The organism is Pseudoalteromonas sp. ATL1 (assembly GCF_058933015.1).
The window spans coordinates 2,813,174-2,837,706 of sequence record NZ_JBZYXL010000001.1; the positions used below are offsets into that span (position 1 = coordinate 2,813,174).

Annotated in this window: 22 protein-coding genes; 18 read left to right on the forward strand and 4 right to left on the reverse strand. The window is 42.8% G+C overall.

Going from position 1 to position 24,533, the window contains the following annotated elements; all coding sequences use genetic code 11:
- Positions 1-75: 75 nt before the first annotated feature.
- A complete protein-coding gene (msrA, locus tag AC5FX4_RS12555; protein ID WP_493606720.1) occupies positions 76-1,350 on the reverse strand; it encodes a peptide-methionine (S)-S-oxide reductase MsrA in 1,275 nt (424 codons plus the stop codon).
- 173 nt (positions 1,351-1,523) lie between these two features.
- On the opposite strand from msrA, the gene AC5FX4_RS12560 reads away from it, so the two are divergent.
- The 7 genes from AC5FX4_RS12560 to asnB all read left to right on the forward strand — a co-directional run bounded on the left by AC5FX4_RS12560 (position 1,524) and on the right by asnB (position 9,148).
- Positions 1,524-3,038: a leucyl aminopeptidase family protein gene (locus AC5FX4_RS12560; RefSeq protein WP_493606721.1), complete on the forward strand. Its 1,515-nt coding sequence runs from the start codon at positions 1,524-1,526 to the stop codon at positions 3,036-3,038.
- 98 nt (positions 3,039-3,136) lie between these two features.
- Positions 3,137-3,793: a 5-oxoprolinase subunit PxpB gene (pxpB, locus tag AC5FX4_RS12565; protein WP_493606722.1), complete on the forward strand. Its 657-nt coding sequence runs from the start codon at positions 3,137-3,139 to the stop codon at positions 3,791-3,793.
- Positions 3,787-4,713 carry a 5-oxoprolinase subunit C family protein gene (locus AC5FX4_RS12570; RefSeq protein WP_493606723.1) on the forward strand — a complete coding sequence of 309 codons (927 nt, stop codon included), beginning with the start codon at positions 3,787-3,789 and terminating at the stop codon, positions 4,711-4,713. The genes pxpB and AC5FX4_RS12570 overlap by 7 nt, the downstream gene beginning before the upstream one ends.
- A gap of 9 nt (positions 4,714-4,722) precedes the next feature.
- A complete protein-coding gene (locus AC5FX4_RS12575) occupies positions 4,723-5,451 on the forward strand; it encodes a DUF969 domain-containing protein (protein WP_493606724.1) in 729 nt (242 codons plus the stop codon).
- On the forward strand, positions 5,448-6,467 hold the full coding sequence (locus tag AC5FX4_RS12580; protein WP_493606725.1) for a DUF979 domain-containing protein: 1,020 nt from the start codon (positions 5,448-5,450) through the stop codon (positions 6,465-6,467). Before AC5FX4_RS12575 ends, AC5FX4_RS12580 begins: the two co-directional genes overlap by 4 nt.
- Complete coding sequence (gene pcp / locus AC5FX4_RS12585) at positions 6,460-7,122, forward strand: pyroglutamyl-peptidase I (RefSeq protein ID WP_493606726.1); 663 nt, start codon at positions 6,460-6,462, stop codon at positions 7,120-7,122. The genes AC5FX4_RS12580 and pcp overlap by 8 nt, the downstream gene beginning before the upstream one ends.
- Before the next feature lie 364 nt (positions 7,123-7,486).
- Positions 7,487-9,148, forward strand: coding sequence for an asparagine synthase B (asnB, locus tag AC5FX4_RS12590; RefSeq protein WP_493606727.1), 1,662 nt, complete (start codon positions 7,487-7,489; stop codon positions 9,146-9,148).
- Positions 9,149-9,250: 102 nt separating this feature from the next.
- Here asnB and pssA read toward each other — a convergent pair whose 3' ends face one another.
- Positions 9,251-10,576, reverse strand: coding sequence for a CDP-diacylglycerol--serine O-phosphatidyltransferase (gene pssA / locus AC5FX4_RS12595; RefSeq protein WP_493606728.1), 1,326 nt, complete (start codon positions 10,574-10,576; stop codon positions 9,251-9,253).
- Between the two features lie 254 nt (positions 10,577-10,830).
- On the opposite strand from pssA, the gene trxB reads away from it, so the two are divergent.
- The 4 genes from trxB (at position 10,831) to infA (ending at position 13,681) form a co-directional block, all read left to right on the forward strand.
- On the forward strand, positions 10,831-11,781 hold the full coding sequence (gene trxB / locus AC5FX4_RS12600) for a thioredoxin-disulfide reductase (RefSeq protein ID WP_493606729.1): 951 nt from the start codon (positions 10,831-10,833) through the stop codon (positions 11,779-11,781).
- A gap of 92 nt (positions 11,782-11,873) precedes the next feature.
- Complete coding sequence (gene aat / locus AC5FX4_RS12605; RefSeq protein ID WP_493606730.1) at positions 11,874-12,590, forward strand: leucyl/phenylalanyl-tRNA--protein transferase; 717 nt, start codon at positions 11,874-11,876, stop codon at positions 12,588-12,590.
- A complete protein-coding gene (locus AC5FX4_RS12610; protein ID WP_493606731.1) occupies positions 12,583-13,293 on the forward strand; it encodes an arginyltransferase in 711 nt (236 codons plus the stop codon). Before aat ends, AC5FX4_RS12610 begins: the two co-directional genes overlap by 8 nt.
- 169 nt (positions 13,294-13,462) lie before the next feature.
- Positions 13,463-13,681 carry a translation initiation factor IF-1 gene (infA, locus tag AC5FX4_RS12615; RefSeq protein ID WP_058029687.1) on the forward strand — a complete coding sequence of 73 codons (219 nt, stop codon included), beginning with the start codon at positions 13,463-13,465 and terminating at the stop codon, positions 13,679-13,681.
- Between the two features lie 152 nt (positions 13,682-13,833).
- On the opposite strand, the gene clpA is transcribed toward infA, so the two are convergent.
- The gene (gene clpA, locus AC5FX4_RS12620) at positions 13,834-16,098 is read right to left on the reverse strand and encodes an ATP-dependent Clp protease ATP-binding subunit ClpA (RefSeq protein WP_493606732.1); all 2,265 of its coding nucleotides are present in this window, start codon (positions 16,096-16,098) and stop codon (positions 13,834-13,836) included.
- Between the two features lie 29 nt (positions 16,099-16,127).
- Positions 16,128-16,445 (reverse strand): ATP-dependent Clp protease adapter ClpS, encoded by a 318-nt coding sequence (clpS, locus tag AC5FX4_RS12625; RefSeq protein WP_493606733.1) that lies wholly within the window; start codon positions 16,443-16,445, stop codon positions 16,128-16,130.
- Between the two features lie 208 nt (positions 16,446-16,653).
- Between clpS and cspD the strand changes: the two genes are divergently transcribed.
- From cspD to AC5FX4_RS12660, 7 genes are all read left to right on the forward strand, one after another.
- The gene (gene cspD / locus AC5FX4_RS12630) at positions 16,654-16,872 is read left to right on the forward strand and encodes a cold shock domain-containing protein CspD (RefSeq protein ID WP_152085782.1); all 219 of its coding nucleotides are present in this window, start codon (positions 16,654-16,656) and stop codon (positions 16,870-16,872) included.
- Between the two features lie 279 nt (positions 16,873-17,151).
- A complete protein-coding gene (locus tag AC5FX4_RS12635; RefSeq protein WP_493606734.1) occupies positions 17,152-19,374 on the forward strand; it encodes an NADP-dependent isocitrate dehydrogenase in 2,223 nt (740 codons plus the stop codon).
- A gap of 105 nt (positions 19,375-19,479) precedes the next feature.
- Positions 19,480-20,109 carry a pseudouridine synthase gene (locus tag AC5FX4_RS12640; protein WP_493606735.1) on the forward strand — a complete coding sequence of 210 codons (630 nt, stop codon included), beginning with the start codon at positions 19,480-19,482 and terminating at the stop codon, positions 20,107-20,109.
- 79 nt (positions 20,110-20,188) lie between these two features.
- Complete coding sequence (gene mnmA / locus AC5FX4_RS12645; RefSeq protein WP_493607820.1) at positions 20,189-21,292, forward strand: tRNA 2-thiouridine(34) synthase MnmA; 1,104 nt, start codon at positions 20,189-20,191, stop codon at positions 21,290-21,292.
- Entirely contained in the window at positions 21,292-21,894 is a 603-nt protein-coding gene (gene hflD / locus AC5FX4_RS12650; RefSeq protein ID WP_493606736.1) for a high frequency lysogenization protein HflD, read from the forward strand. The genes mnmA and hflD overlap by 1 nt, the downstream gene beginning before the upstream one ends.
- A gap of 36 nt (positions 21,895-21,930) precedes the next feature.
- The gene (purB, locus tag AC5FX4_RS12655) at positions 21,931-23,301 is read left to right on the forward strand and encodes an adenylosuccinate lyase (protein WP_493606737.1); all 1,371 of its coding nucleotides are present in this window, start codon (positions 21,931-21,933) and stop codon (positions 23,299-23,301) included.
- A gap of 64 nt (positions 23,302-23,365) precedes the next feature.
- Positions 23,366-24,529 carry a ribosomal protein uL16 3-hydroxylase gene (locus tag AC5FX4_RS12660; protein ID WP_493606738.1) on the forward strand — a complete coding sequence of 388 codons (1,164 nt, stop codon included), beginning with the start codon at positions 23,366-23,368 and terminating at the stop codon, positions 24,527-24,529.
- The last annotated feature ends 4 nt before the right edge of the window (positions 24,530-24,533 follow it).

A 24,533-nucleotide genomic window follows, 5' to 3' on the forward strand; every position in this document is an offset into this window, starting at 1 on the left:
ACCCAAAACCCCTCTCACGAGGGGTTTTTTTTATTTAATTTCGAGTTTGGATATCGTTTATCCAGAAGAAGTTGTTTATCTGGCAACAAACTCCAATACGGTTGCATTAATGCAATAACGGTCAGCCCCTCTTGGTCCTTCATTTTTAAACACATGTCCTAAATGAATACCACTGGATTTTGAGCGGATCTCAGTGCGACGCATACCATGACTATTGTCTTGGTGGTAAGTCACACTGCCCTCAACTGGATGCTTGAATGACAGCCACCCGGTACCCGAGTTAAACCTATCCTTGGTATCAAACAAAGGAGCGCCACTGAGTTTGTCGATAAACACACCCTCACCCGTTTTTTTGAACAAATCATACTGCTTACAAAATGGCGCATCGGTTGAGCTGTTAAAAGCCACGCGAAATGCTTCTGAATCACCGAGTTTGAACGCGCCAAGTGCTTTGTAAAAAGTTGGCTTGTCCATAAACCCTTGGTGCGCATACACCTCCTTACCATTTTCAATAAAGATAATGGTGGGTGTCGCCCAAGTGGGTGTTTTTATCTCGAGCGATTGCAGTTGGTCAGCATGTCTGAAATGAAGCGCAATAGTGCCTTCATAGTCGTTTATCACTGTCTTTTTTAGCTTTTCACAATAAGGGCAATATCCTTTGGCATCCAAGATAACAATATGCTTACCCGCCAATAAAGCCTTATTTGCAATTTCTTCTTGCTGCTGCATATCAAAAACAACGCCCGTTGCGTGGTCAGGACAATATCCATTGGGATTTTTCGCTAAATAATCTTGGTGATATGCTTCGGCGGGGTGAAAAGTATCCAGTTTCTTTATCTTGGTTTGAATTTCAGCAAAGCCGGCTTGTGTTAATTTAACCTGATATAAATCTCTGAGTTTGAGCGCAGCCGTTTTTTGTTCGTCATCGGTAAATAAAATGGTCGAACGGTACTGCGTGCCCACATCATTGCCTTGTCGATTTTTTTGCGTAGGATCATGGCTCTCAAAGTAACCTTTTAATAACTGCTCTGTACTAATCACGTTAGCGTTGTATGTGACTTTGACCACTTCCGCATAATTATTCTCATCAAAACGTCTGTGGTGCTTTGTGATCTCTTTGTAGGTAGGTGAAAAGCCATGACCATCCGCATAACCAGATACTGCATCTAAAACGCCCTCCATATGTTCGTAACGCTTTTCTGCGCCCCAAAAACAGCCCGAGCCGAGCACTAAGGTTTTGACATGTATGCTTGCTTGTTCAACTTTGTTTACTGGTGGTGTTTGTGCAAACGACCATGAAGCCGCTGCAACAATCAATACCACACCCATACACTTGTACAGAAACGACATGTATCTGCTCCTTTCAATTTTTATAAGCTTTGTACGTTAGTAGACCTTAAACGTTTGAAACAAATTTCAGATTTTAACTGAACGACAATAATTGGCGCTTTAACGACTTCTTCTTACTTTGCAAACAGATTTAGGGTAAAACGCATGCATAAAAATGACCACAGGACACCGTTATGAAAAGATTAACGCAATTTGCTGCGCTGTCACTCACAGCGCTTAGCATAAGCAATGTGAATGCAGCAGAATTTCAATTTACAGATAAGTTACTCAAAGGCGATACCTTACTGTTGTTACAAAGCAAAAATAACAACGAGCAATATCGATTTCTTGATAAAGACACACGTAAACAGCTAGAAAAGGCGCTTAAAACGGCGCAATTTGATGCAAAGTTCGGCGCTCACATCGAGTTACTCGCACCAGTTGATAGCGACTATGCACGTATTGTCGTTGTTGGGTTAGGTGAAACGGATGAGCTGAATAGCGCAAAAATGGCTGAGCTTGGTGGCGATATTCACGCACATTTAGAGAATATCAAAGCCAATAAAGTGGCTATCGCATTTGAAAATGTCAAAGGCCAGATTGATAACAGCGAACTCGCCGCACAATTTGCTCATGGCGCGAACCTACGCGATCATGAGTTTGAGGTTTACAAGAAGTCACCGAATACATCCACGCTCAGTTATGCGGTTGAAGTTGACAATAGCAAGGCCGCTAGCAAAGCATACCGTGCACTTGAGCATGTGCAGCAAGGTGTATTTTTAGCCCGTGATTTAACGTCGGAAGTTGCCAGTGAAATGACGCCCGTCGATTTTGCCAATGCAGCTAAATCGCTTGAACAGTATGGTGTGAAAGTCACCATTCTTGAACCTGCACAAATCAAAGAACTAGGTATGGGTGCACTTGAAGGCGTAGGCCGCGGTAGTAAAGATGGTGCGCGTTTGGTTGTTGCACACTATCAAGGTAACAATGACGCACCAATCGCACTCATTGGTAAAGGGATCACGTTTGATTCCGGTGGTTATAGCATTAAAACCGGAAAATCTATTGCCCGCATGAAGTCTGATATGGCTGGTGCAGCTGCTGTACTTGGTACGGTTAAGGCGATGGCTTTAAGTAAAGCTGATGTAAATGTCGTTGCCGTTATGGGCATGGCCGCTAACATGGTATCTGAAAATGCAATCGCGCCCGGTGATGTTCTGCGTACCGCTGAAGGCATCAGTGTTGAGGTACTTAATACCGACGCTGAAGGCCGTTTAGTGCTCAGTGATGCGATGTGGTATGCAAGAAAGCACTTCAAACCTGAGATCATGATTGATGTTGCAACTCTCACAGGCTCAAAAATACGCGCCGTTGGTAATCGCTATAGCGCCATTTTCTCTGACGATGAGCACCTGATTAAAGAACTGACGCTTGCTGGTAAACAAGTCAACGAGCAGGTTTGGCGCTTACCTCTTGGCTACAAAGACTTACTTAAGTCGAATATTGCTGACATTACCAATGTGGCATATGAAGGCCCTGGTGCGACAACTGCAGCTGCTTTTTTACAACATTTTGCTGGGGACACTCGCTGGGTACACATTGACATTGCGGGTAATGCCTTGAACGAGTTACCTAAAGGTGAACTTGCAACAGGAGGCACCGGATATGGTGTGCGTTTGTTAAGTGAATGGTTGTTGTCTAACAACTAACATTTTAGCCATGCAATGCATGGCTTTTTTATATCTCTTGCATAGCCCCCTTATTGGTTAGCTATACTAGGGGCAAGATAATAAAAAAGAAAATCGTTATGATGGATGCGTATAGTTACCTTTTAGGCGAAACAGCCATTGTCGTGGCTTTGCAAACCGATAAGCCCTCTCCCAGTGAGCAGCGACGGCTTTTCGCTCTAACAATCAGTTTGCAACACAGTGGAGCCTTCATCGATGTTGTGCCTGCAAAATCTTCAGTGACCGCTTATTTAGCGGACCCTAGTCAATATCAATACTGGCTTAAAAAAGCGATGTTGTTGTGGGAAGAAGCAGCAGAGGTCGCATTAAGGCAAACAAGGCACGAAATCCATGTCACTTATGGTGGTGAATTTGGACCTGATTTGGATGACGTCGCCCTTAAATTAGGAATAAGCCCAAAACAAGTTGTTGAGTTACACAGTGATTGTACTTATCAAGTAGAGTTTTTAGGATTTTTACCCGGTTTTGCCTATCTAGGCACACTCCCCCAAGCCTTACAATTGCCAAGGAGATCTATACCGCGTAAACAAGTGCCCAAAGGGTCGGTTGCCATCGCCGAAGATCTTAGCGCGATTTATCCAAGTAGCTCCCCAGGTGGTTGGCATTTGATAGCAAACTGCACCAATGTCTTATTTGACGCGACGAAAAACCCTCCAAGCCTGTTTGCGCCAGGCGATGAGATTAAATTTATCCCAACTAAGGAGGGGGTATGTTAAAAGTCATCAAAAGCGGCGTTATGTGCAGTATTCAAGATATCGGTCGATTTGGTTACCGTCATTATGGCGTTGGTCGCAGCGGCGCACTTGACCCTTTTGCGGTCTGTCTAGCAAACTTTTTACTTGATAACGAACCCCATAATGCAGTTATAGAAATCACCATTGGCTTAGCGGAGTTTGAATTTACTCAACCATGTAACTTTGCACTGACAGGTGGCCACCTCAACGCCAAATTAGCAGGTACCCCCGTCTACCCCGGCTGGCGCTACTTTGCCTCTGCGGGAGATAGACTGACGTTTGCAACCAGTGCCAATGCACAACGCACCTATTTAGCCATTCAAGGAGGCTTTGAGCTTAAACCCGCTTTGGATTCATACTCTACCGACTTACAGGCACAATTTGGTGGATTTCATGGCCACGCTTTACAAAGTGGCGACTGTATAAACTTCAAATCAAACACCCATAAGCTCGCTGAACTTGGTGTAATGCAACCCAAATACACAAAACAGGTACGAGTACTTAAAGGGCCACATTGTGATAAGCTGGCTCCAGATGCATTTGAACGTTTTATTGATCAACCTTGGATGGTGAGCGAAGCGAGCAATAGAATGGGCGCCCGACTTTTAGGGAGTAATGAACTTGCGCATCAAGTCAGTATTCCAACGCAAGCAGTACACCCAGGCGTTGTGCAATTACCGCCTAGCGGAGAGCCCATCGTGTTATTAAATGACTGTCAAACCACGGGCGGTTATCCCATTATCGCGACAGTGATTGACGCAGACTTGCGTATGTTTAGCCAGCTTGGTGCTAATCAACAATGTAACTTTGTTGAATGTACGCTTGAGCAAGCTCATGAGGCCAGTGATAAATTAAGTGCTCATTTAGCTCAGTTTAACTTAGCAAAAAATAATAATAATTAGAGTAACAATATGAATGAACTCAACCTACTACCACTGATAGGTATTGTCATTGTGGTGTTTGGTTTTGCCTTACGCTTTAACCCCTTATTGGTTGTGTGTGTTGCAGGACTGGTTACCGGATGGGCAGTAGATATCGAACTACTTGCATTGTTGGAAACTTTTGGTGAGAAGTTTATGAACTCACGTCAACTAGCTAGTTTCTTACTTATTTTACCCGTCATTGCACTATTGGAGCGTTTTGGGTTACAACAACGCGCCACCGCATGGGTTGCGACGATAAAATCAGCAACTACAGCCAGAATACTCGCAGTGTACTTTATCGTTAGAGAGTGCTCGGCTGCACTTGGATTGATCAATCTAGCAGGTCAGCCGCAAACGGTTAGACCTCTGCTCGCGCCAATGGCGCTAGGCGCTGCGAGTAATAAACATGGTGAATTACCCAAGCATGTTCAAGATATGATCAGCGCCCATGCTGCAGCTTGTGACAATATCGCGGTATTTTTTGGTGAAGACATTTTTATCGCTTTTGGTGCCGTACTATTGATGGACGCTTTCTTGCGAGAAAATGGCATCGCTGGTATTGAACCCCTTTACATTGGCCTGTGGGCTATTCCTACGGCTATCTCGGCTTTGCTAGTCCATTTATTTCGCTTGGCCAGACTAGAAGCGAAGATCACTCGCGCAATCGAAAAAGCGAGAATATTTGAGCAAGCACATGTGTGCGAGGAAGTATCATGAGTGCACCAGTAAACACCTCCGTAGAGTCTACATCGATTATATCAATCAATAATATTTACCTTATTCTGGGGTTTATTGTGATGTTTTTAGTCGTAAAAACCATCCAAGATCCCGCTCATCCTAAAAAATGGACCACTGCCCTATTTTGGTTTTTGTTCGGTAATGTATTTTTGTTCGGTGATTTGTCTATAAAGCTACTCGGAGAGTCTATTACATATCGATGGGTAGGTTGCAGCGTCCTACTGATTGCTTTACTCGCAGGCTTGGGCAGAGTATCGATGGGCAGTTATCATAAGCCCTCAAAAGAGGAGCTAGAGCAAAACGCACAAAAGTTTGGTAACAAGCTATTTGTGCCTGCCGTACTCATACCTATTGTCACTGTTGTGTGTGCCATTGTGCTTAAAGACATTCATATTGGTGACGTGTATCTATTCGACCAAGCTTATATTACCTTGGCCTCCTTAACACTCGCCTGCGGTACGGCTCTTTTGGTCGGTTGGAAAATTACTACAGGCAATCCTCTACTTGCACTAGGCGAGTCGCGACGCTTAGTCGACTCCATTGGTTGGGCAGCGATTTTACCGCAAATGCTCGCGATGCTAGGTGGCGTATTTATCGTGGCGCAAACGGGCACTGCAATACAAGAGCTGGTCACCATGTTCATTTCACCCGACAACCGCTTTATGTTGGTAGTCCTTTATTGTACAGGTATGGCACTGTTTACTATGATTATGGGGAATGCGTTTGCCGCGTTTCCGGTCATGACCGCAGGTGTTGCAGTCCCGTTTCTAATCCAAGGGCATGGCGCCTCCCCGGCTCCTCTGGTAGCGATCGGCATGTATTCAGGCTATTGCGGTACGTTAATGACTCCAATGGCAGCAAACTTTAATATTGTTCCAGCGGCATTACTTGATTTAAAAGATAAATACCAAGTGATAAAAGTACAAATACCGACAGCCTTAACCTTGTTAGCAATCAACATTCTGCTTATGTACGGAGTTGTCTTTAATGACTAAAGCACAAAAACCCAGCATTTTACTCACTGGCTTTGCCCCATTTGGTGGCGAGCAAATCAATCCTTCATGGCAAGCTGTTTCGCAATTGGAGGGCGAATATATTGGTGGCTGTGTGGTGCATACCAAAGAGCTGCCATGTGAATTTAATACGTCACTTCGCGAACTTCATCTCGCGATTGATAAGTATGCTCCGCAGCTTGTTTTATGTGTTGGTCAAGCTGGGGGGCGCTCAGAGCTTTCTATTGAACGTGTTGCTATCAATATTAATGATGCCAGAATTGAAGACAATGCTGGCAAGCAACCAGTTGACACGCCGGTGATCGCGGGTGCCCCTGCAGCCTATTTCACTAATCTGCCAATAAAAAGGCTTTTAGTTGCGCTACAACAAGCACAGATCCCATCCGCTATTTCAAATTCCGCAGGCACTTACGTGTGTAACCATGTGATGTACGGACTAATGCACTTAATTAACCAACACGATACGCATATTAAAGGCGGATTTATTCATATCCCTTATCTGCCATCACAAGCTGTTAATCATGCAGGTGCACCGAGTATGAGCCTAGACACTATGGTGAGTGGATTAAAAGTTTTGATCACGAGCGCACTTCAAGATAAGCAAGATATAAAGGTTGCCGCTGGTACTACACACTAAATATCATGAATACTGTGCATAGGACGTAAAAATATTGCCTATGCACGGCTCTCACGCTTGCACCAAAGTAGAGCAACGCGTGCTTACAAATTTCCCTCTCGCCGTAGGTATTTTCACCAAATCCACAACTTTAGCGCTAGATTATTCGGCACTAACCTAATCCTTGCAGACAAAACAGCACCAACATGGTGCAAAATAACTATTTTTATGCGCAAACTAAGCAACGCTTTTTGCTAAAAAAAGCATTTTTGTATGTGACTTACGCTTTTTAATTTGGTACACCTATGGGTAAAACAGGTGTGTAGCGCGACTGCAAAACACACAGATACAAAATCAACAGCACAACACAGGAATGAGGTATTTTATGTGTTCTATTTTTGGCGTATTGGAACTTAAGTCCGATCCCACACAACTTCGCTCACAAGCGATTGAAATGTCAAAATTACTGCGTCACCGTGGACCTGACTGGTCTGGTGTTTACGCGTCAGATAAAGCCATATTGGTACACGAGCGTTTGGCCATTGTTGGCGTCTCTAGTGGTGCACAACCCCTTTATAACCCTGAAAAAACGCATATTTTGGCCGTTAACGGTGAAATCTATAACCATAAAGAATTAGCTAAAAATCTAGGCGTGGATTTTGAGTTTCAAACAGAATCTGACTGTGAAGTTATTTTGGCGCTTTATAAACAAAAAGGGCCTGAATTTTTAGATGATCTCAACGGCATTTTTGCATTCTGTTTGTATGATGAAGAACAAGATGCCTATTTAATCGGCCGAGATCATATCGGGATCATCCCGCTTTACACTGGTCGTGACCAGCATGGCAACTTCTATGTTGCGAGTGAGATGAAAGCATTAACGCCTATTTGTACGCAAATTGAAGAATTTCCCCCTGGCCATTATTTGTATTCTAAAGAAGGCAGTTTACGCCCCTACTACCACAGAGATTGGCAAGAGTTTGATGCTGTAAAAGAGAACGCAGCTGAGCCAAGCAAGGTAAAAGACGCGTTAGAAGCTGCAGTGAAACGTCAATTAATGTGTGATGTGCCTTACGGCGTGTTGCTATCGGGTGGTTTAGATTCGTCAGTTATTTCAGCAATCACACAAAAATTTGCTGCAAAACGTATTGAAGATGACGATGCATCAGACGCTTGGTGGCCAAAACTGCACTCGTTTTCAATTGGTTTAGAGGGTTCTCCGGATCTCGCTGCGGCTCAAAAAGTAGCTGACGCTATTGGTACAGTTCACCACCCTATCCATTTCACGGTTCAGCAAGGTATTGATGCACTAAAAGAAGTTATTTATCACCTAGAAACCTATGACGTAACAACAATACGTGCATCGACACCTATGTACCTTATGTCTCGTCAAATCAAAGCGATGGGTATCAAAATGGTCCTCTCAGGTGAAGGTGCCGATGAGCTGTTTGGCGGTTATCTGTATTTTCACAAAGCGCCAAATGCACAAGAGTTTCATGAAGAACTTAATCGTAAAGTGTCTAAGCTACACATGTTTGACTGTTTGCGTGCCAACAAATCAATGGCAGCATGGGGCGTGGAAGCACGAGTGCCGTTTCTCGATAAAGAGTTCGTTGATATTGCTATGCGTACAAACCCTGAGTACAAAATGTGTAAAGATGGTCGTATTGAGAAGCATATTTTACGTGAAGCTTTTGATGGTTATCTACCAGAAGAAGTGTTATGGCGTCAAAAAGAGCAATTTTCAGATGGCGTTGGGTACAGCTGGATTGACTCGCTAAAAGCGTTCGTTGAAGAGCAAGTGTCTGATCAAGACCTTGCAAATGCACAGTACCGCTTCCCTATTAATACCCCTGATAGCAAAGAGGCTTATTTCTATCGCCAAATCTTTACTGAGCATTTCCCAGGCGATGCCGCCGCTAAATGTGTTCCACACGGCAAGTCAGTTGCTTGTTCAACACCACAAGCGCTTGCATGGGATGAATCATTCCAAAACAATGCCGATCCATCTGGCCGTGCTGCTAATGTTCACAATGATGCTTACTAATATAGGCAATGATTGCTGGGCGCTTCACATCACAGTGCGGCGTAAAGCTAAAACAAAAAACCGCGTTTTTTAACGCGGTTTTTTGTTTTTTAAATGTCAGCTTTAAATAAAACGTTTAATGATAAAGTCTACTTTAACACGCTTCGCCTGTCCTAATAACTTCTTAACAGGCAATGGATAATCTTCTATCGTTTCAACATCTTCGGGCCCTGATAACAAGCGGCAATTCGCTAAAATAGCCTGTTTCTCACGTTCAATGTCAGCCAAAATAAATTGATTAGGATCTTCAATCAAAACACCATTTTCAATATCTAATCCCCAAGCACGAGGGTTTAAGTTGTGACCACTCAATAAGTGCGTGTGGTTATCTTTGCAGATCCCTTTTAAATGAAACGAGTTACTGCCGTCTTTCCATAGGTAAACTTTGAGATGCCCGGACTTAATAAAGCGATGTTGAGACTTTAAGAACTTTCTCAAAATAGTTTCATACAGATATGGCAGCGCACCAATCTTACTAAATGGCTGCTCTGGGCAAATATAAAAATCGTTGGCAGTTTTATCGCCGACCACAATGGTCACTTGTCGACCTAGTTTAAGCAAACGTCTCAATGAGCGAAGTAACGGCGCTGGAAAATTAAAATAAGGTGTATAGAGCACCAACTCTTGTTCCGTCGTGTCAAACAAGGCCTTGATCAATCGGTTCAGCTTATTTGTACGACGCCCAAAACCAAGAAATGCTCTTACATTAAGACTATTGAAGCAGTCTGCCCCTTCAAAACCATACTTTGCTTTTTTCAAATCACGCATTAATTGCTTTTGCGCAAGCTTGATGTCTATGAATTTAGGTAAGGGACGCTTATCTAACCTTGGCACGGCCTCGGAGCTAAGCAAATATTTATCGGTAAAATCGCAAAAGCTCTGTGCTAAGTCCGCTTGTTCAATGACGAAGTATCTGTCGAGGCGATATTTGTCACCCTGATGCAAATACACATTATTAAGACTTGCCCCGCTGTAAAGCACGGTATCATCGATAACAAACCCTTTAAGGTGCAATACGCCAAATAGCTCTTTTGCTTTGACTGGCACACCAAACACTCTCACATTACTTTGTGAAGCTTCCAGCTCGTCGCAATAAAGCCGCGCATTTCCTTCCGATTTTGCTTCGCCAATTAACCCTCGCTGCGCGCGGTGAAAATCAACCAACACATTAATTTCTATTGTTGGATCTGCTAGCGAGACTTCATGTAAAGCACTTAAAATTTCTCTTCCGGCCTCATCATCTTGCAAATACAAAGCTGTAATATAAATCCTACGCTTTGCTCCGCGTATCAAGCTAATGAGTGTCTCATGATACTGTTTTGCGTCAGTCAGAACTTGTACGCTCTGTGCATTCAATGCAAATCCAGGTGTATCCTGCCAAAATGCCATAAATACCTATTCGTTAGGGGTTATTCTATGAAGAATAACGAAACAAAATTACTAAGAACATACCAAAAAAAATCAATTTGGTCATGGGTTAGCGTTGCTTTTGCAACTGAAGGCTTAAATATTCATCAAGTACAGTATTTTTGACACCTTTGCGATTTAGTAAAAAACGAAATGAGCGTTTTATTTTACATCTAGGTTGAATTCCATAGAATCATCCTCATTCATTTGAGGTAAGTTAATTTTAGGAATTATTCATGAGTGACGCGAAACATTGCAAACTGCTTATTTTAGGCTCTGGCCCAGCAGGTTATACAGCAGCAGTCTATGCTGCTCGAGCGAATTTGAACCCAGTATTGATCACTGGCATGCAACAAGGTGGCCAATTAACAACCACCACTGAAGTTGAAAACTGGCCGGGTGATGCTCATGGTTTAACAGGTCCTGCGCTAATGGACCGCATGAAAGAGCATGCAGAGCGCTTTGAAACAGAAATTATTTTTGATCACATCAATAAAGTAGATGTAACCAAACGTCCATTTACCTTAACTGGCGATCAAGGCACCTACACATGTGACGCATTAATTATTGCAACCGGTGCGTCAGCTAAATATTTAGGCCTAGAATCTGAAACTGCTTTCCAAGGTCGTGGTGTTTCTGCATGTGCAACCTGTGACGGTTTTTTCTATCGCGGTCAAAAAGTAGCGGTAGTGGGTGGTGGTAACACAGCAGTTGAAGAAGCGCTGTACCTATCTAACATTGCTGAAGAAGTACATGTTATACACCGTCGTGACTCATTCCGAAGTGAAAAAATTCTATCTGATAGACTGATGGAAAAAGCGAAGAATGGTAACGTCGTTTTACACCTAAACCGCACGTTAGACGAAGTACTTGGCGATGAAATGGGTGTTACAGGTATTCGCATCAAAAAAACTGACTCTGACAACACTGAGCAGTTAGACCTTGCTGGTGTATTCATTGCTATCGGCCACAAGCCAAACACTGACATGTTTGAAGGCCAGCTAGAAATGAAAGACGGCTACCTAGTTGTTCAATCTGGCCTTAATGGTAACGCGACTCAAACGAGCGTTGAGGGTGTATTTGCAGCGGGTGATGTATCAGACCACATTTATCGCCAAGCAATCACCTCAGCTGGCACAGGCTGTATGGCTGCCCTTGATGCTGAGCGTTATTTAGATAACCTGTAAGCATAACTTTTGTAAAATGGGAGTAGCACTCCCATTTTCTTTGCAGCCTTTTTACGTTATTTTACGCATATCTACCGCACAGACGTATTGGCATGACGCAACAACTCTTTCACTTAAGCCTAGACAATTATCTTTTCCCCCCCTGTGACTACGCATTAAAAGACCCAGACGGATTACTTGCAATTGGCGGTTGTTTGTCACCAGCAAGATTGAAAGCGGCGTATTCATCGGGCATATTTCCATGGTTTAACGAACATGAGCCGATAATGTGGTGGGCGCCAAGTGAGCGAGGCATTATAGAATTGGATGCATTTCATGTTAGCCGGAGCTTGCGTAAAGCACAGCGCCAAATGAACCCAACTATCACAGTCAATATGGCATTTTCTGAAGTGATCCACGCATGTCGAGAGCAAAGAGTTAATGCTGAAGGTACTTGGATCAACTCTGACATGCTGAGAGCTTACCAAGAGGCGCATGCCCAAGGTTTTGCACATAGTCTGGAAGTATGGAGCAACGGCGAATTAATCGGCGGACTTTATGGTATCATGCTCTGCGGCGTATTCTGCGGTGAATCAATGTTTTTCAATCAGCCTAACGCTTCTAAACTGGCAATGTGGGCGCTCGTCAACTGGATGATGAAACACCATGCCCATTTTATAGATTGCCAGCTCGAAAACCCTTATCTGGTTAGTTTGGGTGCAAAAGTTATATCGCGAAGAGAATTCTTGGCTAAACTTAACAAAGCAACTGAATTTTCAGTGCCAAACGCGATGTGGCGACCGCAAACATTAGAAGGTATTTATGACTGAACATTTCCCTTCCAAAATTGGTTTAAGTCAGCAATTTAGTTGTAGTTATTTACCTGAACAGCAAGAGCAGCTCTTGGTCATTTTGGACCCTACTTGCTACACACCAGCGCGCTTTGAAGCGCTTTTAGAGCTCGGTTTTAGACGCAGTGGAGATCAAATTTATCGTCCCCATTGCCCAAGATGCAGCGCATGCCAATCTATGCGTATACCCGCGCAAAGTTATGCTCCTTCTAAATCTCAAAAGCGCAAATTTAAAAAGCTGGACGACACTTTTTCATTCTCAATTTCACATAAAGAACGAGATGAATATTACCCATTGTATGAAAAATACATCACGCTCAGGCACAGTGATGGCACTATGTACCCACCGAATCGTTTACAGTACGAAAGCTTTTTGTTTTGTCAGTGGTTACCCATTACATTTGTTGAGTTGTGGCATAAAGATAAACTTATTGCAGTTGCTGTTACTGATACTATGCCCAACGCACTATCCGCAATATACACTTTTTTCGATCCTGAATATGATAGCTATAGCTTAGGGAACATCATGATCATGGCTCAAATCGAACACGCTAAGAAGTTAACTAAAAAGTATGTATATCTTGGTTATCAAATCGACAGCTGTAAAAAGATGAGATACAAGTCCCAATATTCACCAGCTCAACGCTTTGTGAATGATGTTTGGATAGAGCAATCCAAATAAAAGTAGTTCGCATCTAAGCTCACAGAATTACCTTCCCTCGCTATTTCTAGCCAAAAGAATGGAACTTTGCTTAATAAAATCACAAAATTTTTGCCCTTACCTTTACTTATTGGCTTCTTTTGGGCAAAATCTGCTGCGTTTAATTATTCAAAGAGGTGTTACGCTACACATGGCGAAAGAAGACGTAATTGAAATGCAAGGCACAGTCCTTGATACTTTACCAAATACAATGTTCCGCGTTGAGCTAGAAAATGGCCACGTAGTTGTTGCTCATATTTCAGGAAAAATGCGCAAAAACTACATCCGTATTCTTACTGGTGACAAAGTAACGGTAGAAATGACTCCGTACGACTTAACCAAAGGACGCATTGTCTTCCGCGCTCGTTAATCGAATCGTGTAGAAACCTACAGCTTCTGTTAAGTTGTATTCGCAAGCGCAGTCATTGGTATTCAGGACTGCCCTGCAGATGCTGATAATTATCAAGCATATAAACAAAAAGCCCAGCTTATGCTGGGCTTTTTGACATCTTCAGATTAGATTTAAGCGGATACAAGGCTTGATTCATATCTGAAGTCTAATTCACCGGCTTTGACGCCAATTTTAACGTTACCGCCGTCGCTCAAGCGACCAAATAAAATCTCATTCGCGAGTGGCTTTTTAAGCTTATCTTGAATAACTCTTGCCATAGGCCTTGCTCCCATCGCTTTATCATAGCCAAGATCAGCCAACCACTCTCTAGCCGCAGACGTCAATTCCAAGTTCACTGACTTTTTGTCTAGCTGCGCTTGTAACTCAACGACGAACTTGTCAACCACTTGCATAATGACTTCTTTCTCAAGATGGTTAAACCAAATGATGTTATCCAGCCTATTTCTAAATTCTGGCGTAAACACTTTGTTGATTTCAACCATGGCATCGTGTGAGTGATCTTGCTCTTGGAAGCCAATTGATTGACGAACTGTTTCTTGTACGCCGGCATTGGTTGTCATCACAACAACAACATTCCTAAAATCAGCTTTACGGCCATTGTTGTCCGTCAAAGTACCATGATCCATCACTTGAAGTAGAATGTTATAAATGTCTGGGTGCGCTTTCTCGATTTCGTCTAACAACACAACCGCGTGAGGATGTTTAATAACCGCATCCGTTAAAAGGCCGCCTTGTTCAAAGCCAACATACCCAGGAGGTGCACCAATTAAACGACTCACCGCATGACGCTCAGAGTATTCAGACATGTCGAAACGAATAAACTCAACGCCCATACACTTAGCAAGCTGTTTAGTCACTTCGGTTTTACCAACCCCTGTTGGGCCTGCAAATAAGAAAGAACCTATTGGTTTGTCTTCATTCGCCAATCCAGACCGTGATAAACGAATGGCAGACGTAAGTGCATCAATGGACTGATCTTGACCGAATACCAACATTTTCAGATTTCTATCAAGATTTTTAAGTGTTTCTTTATCACTATTCGACACACTTTGCTGTGGAATACGTGCAATCTTAGAAACAATCATTTCAATATCAGAAACACCAATGGTTTTCTTACGTTTTGACGCAGGTAACAAACGCTGATTTGCGCCAGCTTCATCTATCACGTCTATTGCCTTGTCCGGTAAATGACGTTCATTGATGTACTTAGCACTCAGCTCAGCGGCGGCACGCAAGGCCTTTTGCGTGTATCGAATACCATGATGCTCTTCGTAGCGCTCTTTTAAGCCATATAAAATCTTCGTGGTGTCTGCCACACTTGGCTCAACAACGTCAATTTTTTGAAAGCGACGAACCAGCGCACGGTCTTTTTCAAAAATATTTTTGAATTCCGTATAAGTCGTAGAACCCATACAACGCAGCTGACCACTTGAAAGTAGCGGCTTAATCAAATTAGACGCATCCATTACACCACCTGACGCAGCACCAGCGCCAATAATGGTATGAATTTCATCAATAAACAGAATTGCTTGAGGTTTAGATTGCAGTTCTTTTAATAACGATTTAAAACGTTTTTCAAAGTCGCCTCGATATTTAGTACCGGCAAGCAATGCCCCCATATCTAGAGAATAAACAACCGCATCTTCAATTACTTCAGGCACTTGCTTATTAACAATGCGGTGAGCTAAGCCTTCCGCGATGGCTGTTTTACCCACCCCAGCTTCACCAACTAGAAGCGGGTTATTCTTCTTGCGACGGCAAAGCACTTGAACAGTTCTTTCAACTTCGTCATCACGTCCAACAAGCGGGTCAACCTGACCCGCCTGCGCTAACGCATTTAAATTAGTTGTAAAGTTCTCAAGTTTTGTTTTTTCCTCACTTTGCACATCATTAGACTCTTCATGCATATCTTCATGATCATCATGGTCTGCATCTTCATCGACTTTAGAGATACCATGAGAAATAAAGTTAACGATATCAAGGCGACTGATATCACTTTTCTTAAGGAGGTATACTGCCTGACTTTCTTGCTCTGAAAAAATCGCAACAAGTACATTTACGCCTGTAACTTCGCTTCGACCAGACGATTGCACATGAAATACTGCTCGTTGCAATACACGTTGAAAACCTAAGGTTGGTTGTGTTTCTCTGTCCTCTTCTAAATCAGGAATAACAGGAGTTGTCTCATCGATAAACTCTGACAGCTCACGTTTTAGATTTTCGATATCTACGCCGCAGGCGCCTAACGCCTCTCCTGCAGACGGGTTATCAATTAGCGCCAATAACAAATGCTCAACTGTCATAAATTCATGACGACGCGTGCGCGCTTCACGAAAAGCGGCGTTTAAGGTAATTTCTAAGTCTTTATTTAGCATTGGCAACCCCCAAACGAGAATTAAAAAGGTTATTCTTGCTCGCAACTACAAAGCAATGGATGCTCATGGTCGCGGGCGAAACGATTTACCTGCTCAGCCTTTGTGTGGGCAATATCTGCAGGATATATACCACAAACAGCTTTTCCCTCATGATGCACTTGAAGCATCACCTCAGTTGCTCTATCGCTATCCATATTAAAAAAAGTCATTAAAACTTCGATTACAAACTCCATTGGGGTGTAGTCGTCGTTATTTAAAATGACCTTGTACTTACGCGGTGGGCTAAGCTTTTGCTTCGCACTTTCACGTACCGTGTCTATCACACCTGATTCTTTGATCCCACTCATATTAAATATAGTCTTGTCTTTGGAACTCAAGCAAACTTGAATTAAAAAATAAATAAAATGTTAAAAAATCCGTTAAAAAACTTGACTGACTGCTCATTTAAACTACAGTCGTTTATAGATTGTCTACATGCTTAATCTATGGGCAGTCTATCAAAATATAAAGTTTAGATTAACTAAATTAGTCAACTTATTAGAAGGATGTAGAAGTATGGCTTGCGGAAAAGTCAAATGGTTTAATAACGCCAAAGGGTTTGGTTTCATCGTAGAAGACGGCAGTGAGGAAGATATCTTCGCCCATTACTCAACGATTGTAATGGATGGATACAAAACGCTTAAAGCTGGTCAAGATGTAACATTCGAGCTACAAGAAGGTCCGAAAGGCCTCCACGCCACTAACATCGCACCTCGTGATGAAGAAATGGCTTAATGTAGTTTTTGGCTAACAGGAAGCGGGTTGTATTTGCCGCTCGCTTCATATCTTCATTTCTTATAATTTTTCATCTCTTCCCTTTAAAAAATCTAATTAGCCCTCATCTTTAATGCTTGTTACAATATGCCGCGTTGTCGTTAGGTGGGTTAGATATTTTTATTTACCCTTAGAGTAAAAATATCTAACAAACTTGCTATAACCCGTTGCCTTAAGGCAACATAGCATTCCCTTTGCATTGTTGAATGGCTTAATCAGCCACAAAATCTAGGAATGATGATGACATCAAAAATTATTTATACAAAAACCGATGAAGCTCCAGCACTGGCTACTTATTCATTGCTGCCGATCATTCAAGCTTACACCAATGCCGCTGGCGTAGAAGTTGAGACACGAGATATCTCTCTTGCTGGCCGTATTATCGCAAACTTCCCTGAATTTTTAACTGAAGAGCAACGTATTGGCGACGCACTTGCAGAATTAGGTGAACTTGCAAAAACGCCTGAAGCAAACATCATCAAACTACCAAATATCAGCGCATCTATTCCTCAGTTGCAAGCGACTATTAAAGAATTACAAGCCAAAGGCTATGCACTTCCTGCTTACCCAGCAGAACCGAAAGACGAAAAAGAAGCTGCGATTAAAGCAACTTATGACAAAATTAAAGGCAGTGCAGTAAACCCTGTTCTTCGTGAAGGTAACTCTGACCGTCGCGCACCAGCTTCTGTTAAAGCATACGCTCGTAAGAACCCACACTCAATGGGTGCCTGGTCTGCTGATTCAAAATCGTATGTTGCGAGCATGAATAAAGGTGATTTTTTCGGTTCAGAAAAATCAACCACTGTTCAACAAGCAACTGATGTACGCATTGAGCACGTTGCTACAAATGGTGATGTCACTGTTTTAAAAGCAAGTACACCGCTCTTGGCTGGTGAAATTATCGATGCTTCTAGTTTAAGTGTTTCTGCACTGCAAGAATTCCTTGCCGCTGAAATAGCATCAGCTAAAGACAAAGGCGTGCTTTTCTCGCTTCATATGAAAGCGACAATGATGAAGGTATCTGACCCAATCATCTTCGGTCATGCTGTAAAAGTATTCTATAAAGACGTATTCGCTAAACATGCTGAGTTGTTTGCACAGTTAGGCGTTGATGTAAGCAACGGCTTAGGTGATGTTTACTCTAAAATTCAACAACTGGATGATGCTAAACGTCAAGAAGTTGAAGCTGACATCGCAGCTGTGTATGAATCAAGTCCAGCCATTGCTATGGTCGACTCTGACCGTGGTATCACTAACCTACACGTACCAAGCGATGTAATCATTGATGCATCAATGCCGGCAGCTATTCGTACAAGTGGACAAATGTGGAACGCTGAAGGTAAACAACAAGACACTAGCTTTGTGATCCCTGACCGTTGTTACTCAGGCGTATACCAAGCGACCATCGACTTCTGTAAAGAACATGGTGCATTTGACCCTCGTACGATGGGTACTATTCCAAACGTAGGTTTGATGGCACAAAAAGCTGAAGAGTATGGTTCACACGACAAAACTTTCGAAGCACCTGCAGCGGGTACTATCCGCGTTGTAGACAGCAACGGTGATGTATTACTGTCTCACGATGTTGAGCAAGGTGATATCTGGCGTATGTGTCAGGTTAAAGACGCGCCAATTAAAGACTGGGTGAAACTTGCTGTTAATCGCGCTCGTGCAACTGGGGTTCCAGCGGTATTTTGGTTAGATGAGAATCGCGCACACGATGCTGAGCTAATCAAAAAAGTGAACGCATATTTGCCAGAGCATGACACTGATGGCCTTGAAATCCTAATCAAAGCACCAGTAGACGCAACGCTTTACTCGTTAGAGCGTATGAAAGCGGGACAAGACACTATTTCGGTGACTGGTAACGTATTACGTGACTACCTCACTGACTTATTCCCTATTCTTGAGCTTGGTACAAGTGCTAAAATGCTGTCAATTGTACCGCTTATGAACGGTGGTGGTTTATTCGAAACAGGCGCAGGCGGTTCGGCACCTAAACACGTACAACAATTCGAAAAAGAAAACCACTTACGTTGGGATTCTTTAGGTGAATTCCTTGCACTTGCAGCGTCACTTGAACATCTAAGTCAGGTAACTGGTAATGCCAAAGCGCAAGTGTTGGCTGACACGTTAGATCAAGCAACTGGTAAGTTCCTTGATGAGAACAAATCACCATCTCGCAAAGTAAACGAACTAGATAACCGTGGTAGCCACTTCTATCTATCTCTTTACTGGGCTCAAGCTCTTGCTGCGCAAACTGCTGACACCCAACTGCAATCACAATTTACTGAAATTGCGCGTGAGCTAGAAGCACAAGAGCAAACAATTGTGAACGAGCTAAATGGTGCTCAAGGTCAGGCAATGAATGTAGGTGGCTATTATCAGCCTAATGACGAACTTGCTTTTGCAGCAATGCGTCCAAGCCAAACATTCAATGATATCCTAGCTAAGCTAGTATAATTTCTTAGAAAAAGAATGAAGGGTGGCATTTGCTGCCCTTTTTTATGTTTGTTTTCCAATGTAAATGATAAAGTATGCACTAAGAGAATTATGTAAGTAGTAACTATGGTTCAACGACGAGTGCAAAAAAAACCAAAACCATTTTCCCACAACAAAGCTACCAAGCCACGTAAACCTAGCATTGCGCCTCAAGACGTAAAAATCGTTCTTTTTAACAAACCCTATGATGTACTTTGTCAGTTTACCGACGACCAAAATCGTAAAACACTTGCCGACTTTGTAAAGGAAAAAGACGTTTATGCGGCAGGTAGACTTGATAGAGACAGTGAAGGTCTATTACTACTCACCAATTGTGGCAAGCTGCAACATAAGTTAACCGAACCAAATAAAAAAACCGTTAAAACTTATTGGGCTCAAGTCGAAGGAGTGCCATCAAGTGAAGCTATTCAAGCCTTGTGTGAAGGCGTTGAATTAAAAGACGGCCTTACTCGCCCAGCCCAAGTTGAAATCATACCAGAACCAAACATCTGGCCTCGCAACCCACCAATTCGCGAACGCGCTAATATCCCAACCACCTGGCTGAGTATCCGCGTCAGCGAAGGAAGAAACCGTCAAGTTAGACGTATGACTGCCCATGTTGGACACCCAACGCTTAGGTTAATTCGAGCAAAAATTGGCGAATATTCTTTAGAGGGATTAAAAAACGGAGAATATAAAGTACTTGGCGCGCAATGAGCGCGTTATCGACTTTTAGCAATGGGCTTTTGCATGCTATAATCACGGCCTTTCCAAATCAGGTAGATTTACAGCAAACATTATGAGCGATAATAGTCACATTAAAGTCATCGTTGGCATGTCCGGCGGCGTGGATTCTTCAGTTTCAGCATACCTTTTAAAAGAACAGGGCTATCAAGTTGAAGGCCTGTTCATGAAGAACTGGGAAGAAGACGATAATGATGAATATTGCGCAGCTGCTGAAGACTTAAAAGACGCACAAGCGGTGTGCGATAAATTAGGCATTGAACTACACACCGTTAACTTTGCGGCTGAATATTGGGACAACGTATTCGAGTACTTCCTTGCTGAATACAAGGCTGGACGCACACCAAACCCAGATATCATGTGCAACAAAGAGATAAAGTTCAAAGCATTCTTAGAATTTGCTGCCCAAGCATTAGGCGCTGATTATATTGCCACTGGCCACTATGTTCGCCGTGAAGAGCGCGATGGCAAGTTCGTTATGTGTCGTGGTCTTGATGACAATAAAGATCAAAGCTACTTTCTATACACTTTGAGCCATGAGCATATTGCGCAAACTCTTTTCCCTGTCGGTGATATTGCCAAACCTGAAGTCAGACGCATCGCGGAAGAACAAGACTTAATAACCCACGACAAGAAAGACAGTACGGGTATTTGTTTTATTGGTGAGCGTAAGTTCAAAGATTTTCTGCAAAAGTTCCTACCCGCGCAACCAGGTAAAATTGAAGATACTGACGGTAATATTGTTGGTGACCATGAAGGGCTGATGTACCACACTCTTGGCCAGCGCAAAGGTCTGCTAATCGGTGGCATGAAAGAAGGCAATGGCGAGCCTTGGTACGTTGTTGATAAAGACATTGAGCGCAATGTACTTGTTGTCGGCCAAGGTAGCGACCACCCTCGTCTATTCAGTAATGGTTTGAATGCAAACCAATTACATTGGGTTGACAGACAAGGGCCTAAAGGCACGACACGCTGTACCGTTAAAACCCGTTATCGCCAAACAGATATTCCTTGTACGTTACTAGTCGGCGAAGATGGTATGGCTCGCGTGCTATTCGACGAGCCACAAAAAGCCGTAACACCTGGTCAATCAGCAGTTTTCTATGCCGATGAGGTGTGTTTAGGCGGTGGTATTATTGATTCGGTGATTAAGTAATGTCAGCAAATTATGTGATGCCGTTGGCCGCAATGTGCCAAATCACAAAGTTGGTACAAAAAACGGCTAAATACGGCCAGTTTAACGAGCGTGAAGTTGAAAGCTTTTTACATAGTATTGTTAATTTAACCCCCGATAGACCTGAAGACGTGTACTCTGATCCATTTGCGTTAAAGTCAGGCTACCGTATTTTATTAGCGCAATTATCACCACAAGGCGATAAAGACGTTGAAATGGTAAAATATGTTGGCAGCTTAATACAGCTAGAACGTGCACTAATGAATAATAAGAAGGCACTGGATGAATTGGCAAGACGTTTAAAAGACGTAGAGCGCCAACTACAGCATTTTGACATTACTGACAGCACCATCATTGCGGCTTTTGCTGATATTTACAGTGAAGTTGTTAGCCCTCTGGGTCAAAAGATCCAGGTTTTCGGGCAACCTGAGTTGCTAAAACAAACAGCGACTCAACAAAAAATTAGAGCATTGCTCCTTGCGGGTATTCGCAGTGCTGTACTTTGGCGACAAATGGGCGGAAAGCGCCGCCAATTTTTCTTTAGTAAAAAGAAAATTATCGCTGAAGCACAAAGAAGAGTTTAAAAATATCGTTCAAAACCAATTAGTTTAGGAGTAATTATGGAGCTTTCAGCGTTAACCGCTATCTCTCCAGTGGATGGTCGCTACGGTAGTAAAACTACCGAGTTACGTGGCATCTTTAGTGAGTTTGGCTTGATCAAGTACCGCGTAACTGTAGAGGTTCGTTGGTTACAAGCACTAGCAAAAGCACAAGGCATTGCTGAAGTGCCAGCTTTTAGCGAACAAGCCAATGCATTGTTAGACAGCATCGTAGACAACTTCAGTGAACCGGATGCTGCGCGCGTAAAAGAGATTGAGCGTACCACAAACCACGATGTGAAAGCGGTCGAATACCTTCTAAAAGAAAAGGTTGCTGATAACGCTGAGCTTAACGCAATCAATGAGTTCATTCACTTTGCTTGTACTTCTGAAGACATTAACAACCTGTCTCACGGTTTAATGCTAACCGAAGCTCGTGATAAAGTGTTATTACCATACTGCGATAAACTACTTGCTGCTATCAAAGACAAAGCCATTGAATACCGCTCTGTTGCTATGATGACCCGTACCCACGGTCAGCCAGCTTCCCCTTCTACTATGGGCAAAGAGTTTGCAAACGTTTATGTGCGTTTACAACGTCAACGTGAGCAAATCGCTAACGTAGCAATCCTTGGCAAAATCAATGGTGCTGTCGGTAACTATAATGCGCACTTAAGTGCTTACCCTGATTACGATTGGCACGCACATGCTGAGCAATTCGTAACTAGCCTTGGTCTAACTTGGAACGCATTTACTACGCAAATCGAGCCGCACGATTACATCGCAGAGTTGTTCGATGCCATCGCTCGATTCAACACTATTTTATTAGACTTTGATCGTGACGTTTGGGGTTATATCGCACTTAACCACTTCAAGCAAAAAACAGTTGCTGGTGAAATTGGTTCTTCAACCATGCCACACAAAGTAAACCCTATCGACTTCGAAAACTCAGAAGGTAACTTGGGTATTGCTAATGCAATGTTCGCTCACCTAGCACAGAAGTTACCAGTTTCTCGCTGGCAGCGCGATCTTACTGACTCAACGGTACTTCGTAACTTAGGCGTTGGTATGGGTTATACCCTAATTGCCTATCAGGCTACGTTAAAAGGCGTGAGCAAGCTTGAAGTAAACGCCAACAAGTTATTAGAAGAACTTGATCAAAACTGGGAGCTACTTGCTGAGCCGATTCAAACGGTTATGCGTAAATATGGCATCGAAAAGCCGTATGAAAAGCTTAAAGAGCTAACCCGTGGTAAGCGTGTTAATCAAGCTATCATGGCTGATTTCATCGATGGCCTAGAGCTACCAGAAGAAGTAAAAGCGCAAATGAAACTAATGACGCCAGCTAACTATATTGGCCGTGCAGAAGCTTTCATCGACGAGCTTGTATAACTTCACACAAAATTAAGTTATAAAGCGAAAGAGTAAAATCTTTCGCTTTTTTTATGGAAAATTTATGTATCAGTTACGCATCAATGATTTAACGACAGAACAGTTTTTATCAACCTACTGGCAAAAAAAACCACTACTCATTAAAGCTGGCTTTCAAAATTTTATCGATCCGATTGAACCTGAAGAGCTTGCAGGTTTAGCGATGGAAGAAGCGATAGAATCTCGCTTGATCACAAACCACAACGATGATTGGCAGGCATATCACGGACCATTTGAAGACTTTTCACGCCTAACTGATACCAACAGTACCCTACTCGTTCAGGCTGTGGACCATTGGCACCCTGATGCTGCGCAATTAATTGAGCCTTTTCGATTCATTCCAAATTGGCGTATTGATGACTTAATGATCAGCTACTCCACTCCCGGTGGCGGTGTTGGACCTCACCTAGATCAGTATGATGTGTTCATTATTCAAGGGCAAGGCAAACGCCATTGGCGAGTAGGCATGCCTGACTCATCATTAAAACAGTTTGCGCAGAATAAAAGCTTGCTTCAGGTTGAGCAATTTCAAGCTGTCATTGATGCTGTTTTGGAACCCGGCGATATTTTGTATATTCCACCAGGTTGCCCACATGAAGGTTATGCCGTAGAAAACGCCCTAAATTATTCGGTTGGCTTTCGTGCCCCCGATCAAAAAGATCTTATATCAAGCTTGGCAGACTACTTGATAGATAATGAGTTTGGTGGCGCTCGATATAGCGACCCAAATTTATCAATCCCCTCATCTATTGGTGAACTCAGCACAAATGACATTGATAATGTTCGTCAACTTATGAACAGTGTACTCAACGATGATAAAGTATTTAAACACTGGTTTGGCACGATGATTAGTGAGGCCAAGCATGATATGGATTTAGCGCCGCTTGATCCTCCTTTAAATGATGAGGAGCTGTTTGACTATTTAGAGGATGGTGAAATCATACATAGAGCAGGTGGCGTTAGAGCAATATACCAGTTACTAAATGAACAAATTCTGCTGAGCATTAATGGCTGTACCTATCAATTGCCTGCTGAATGTATTAACGGTGTGATATTACTCACAGACCACACTAGCTTTACAATTGAACAAATAATTCCTTCATTAAATTGTGTTGAATTTATGAAAACCTTCACTAAACTGATTAGTGAGGGAACGTATTACTTACAAGAAGACGATGAGTTTGAGTAGCTCA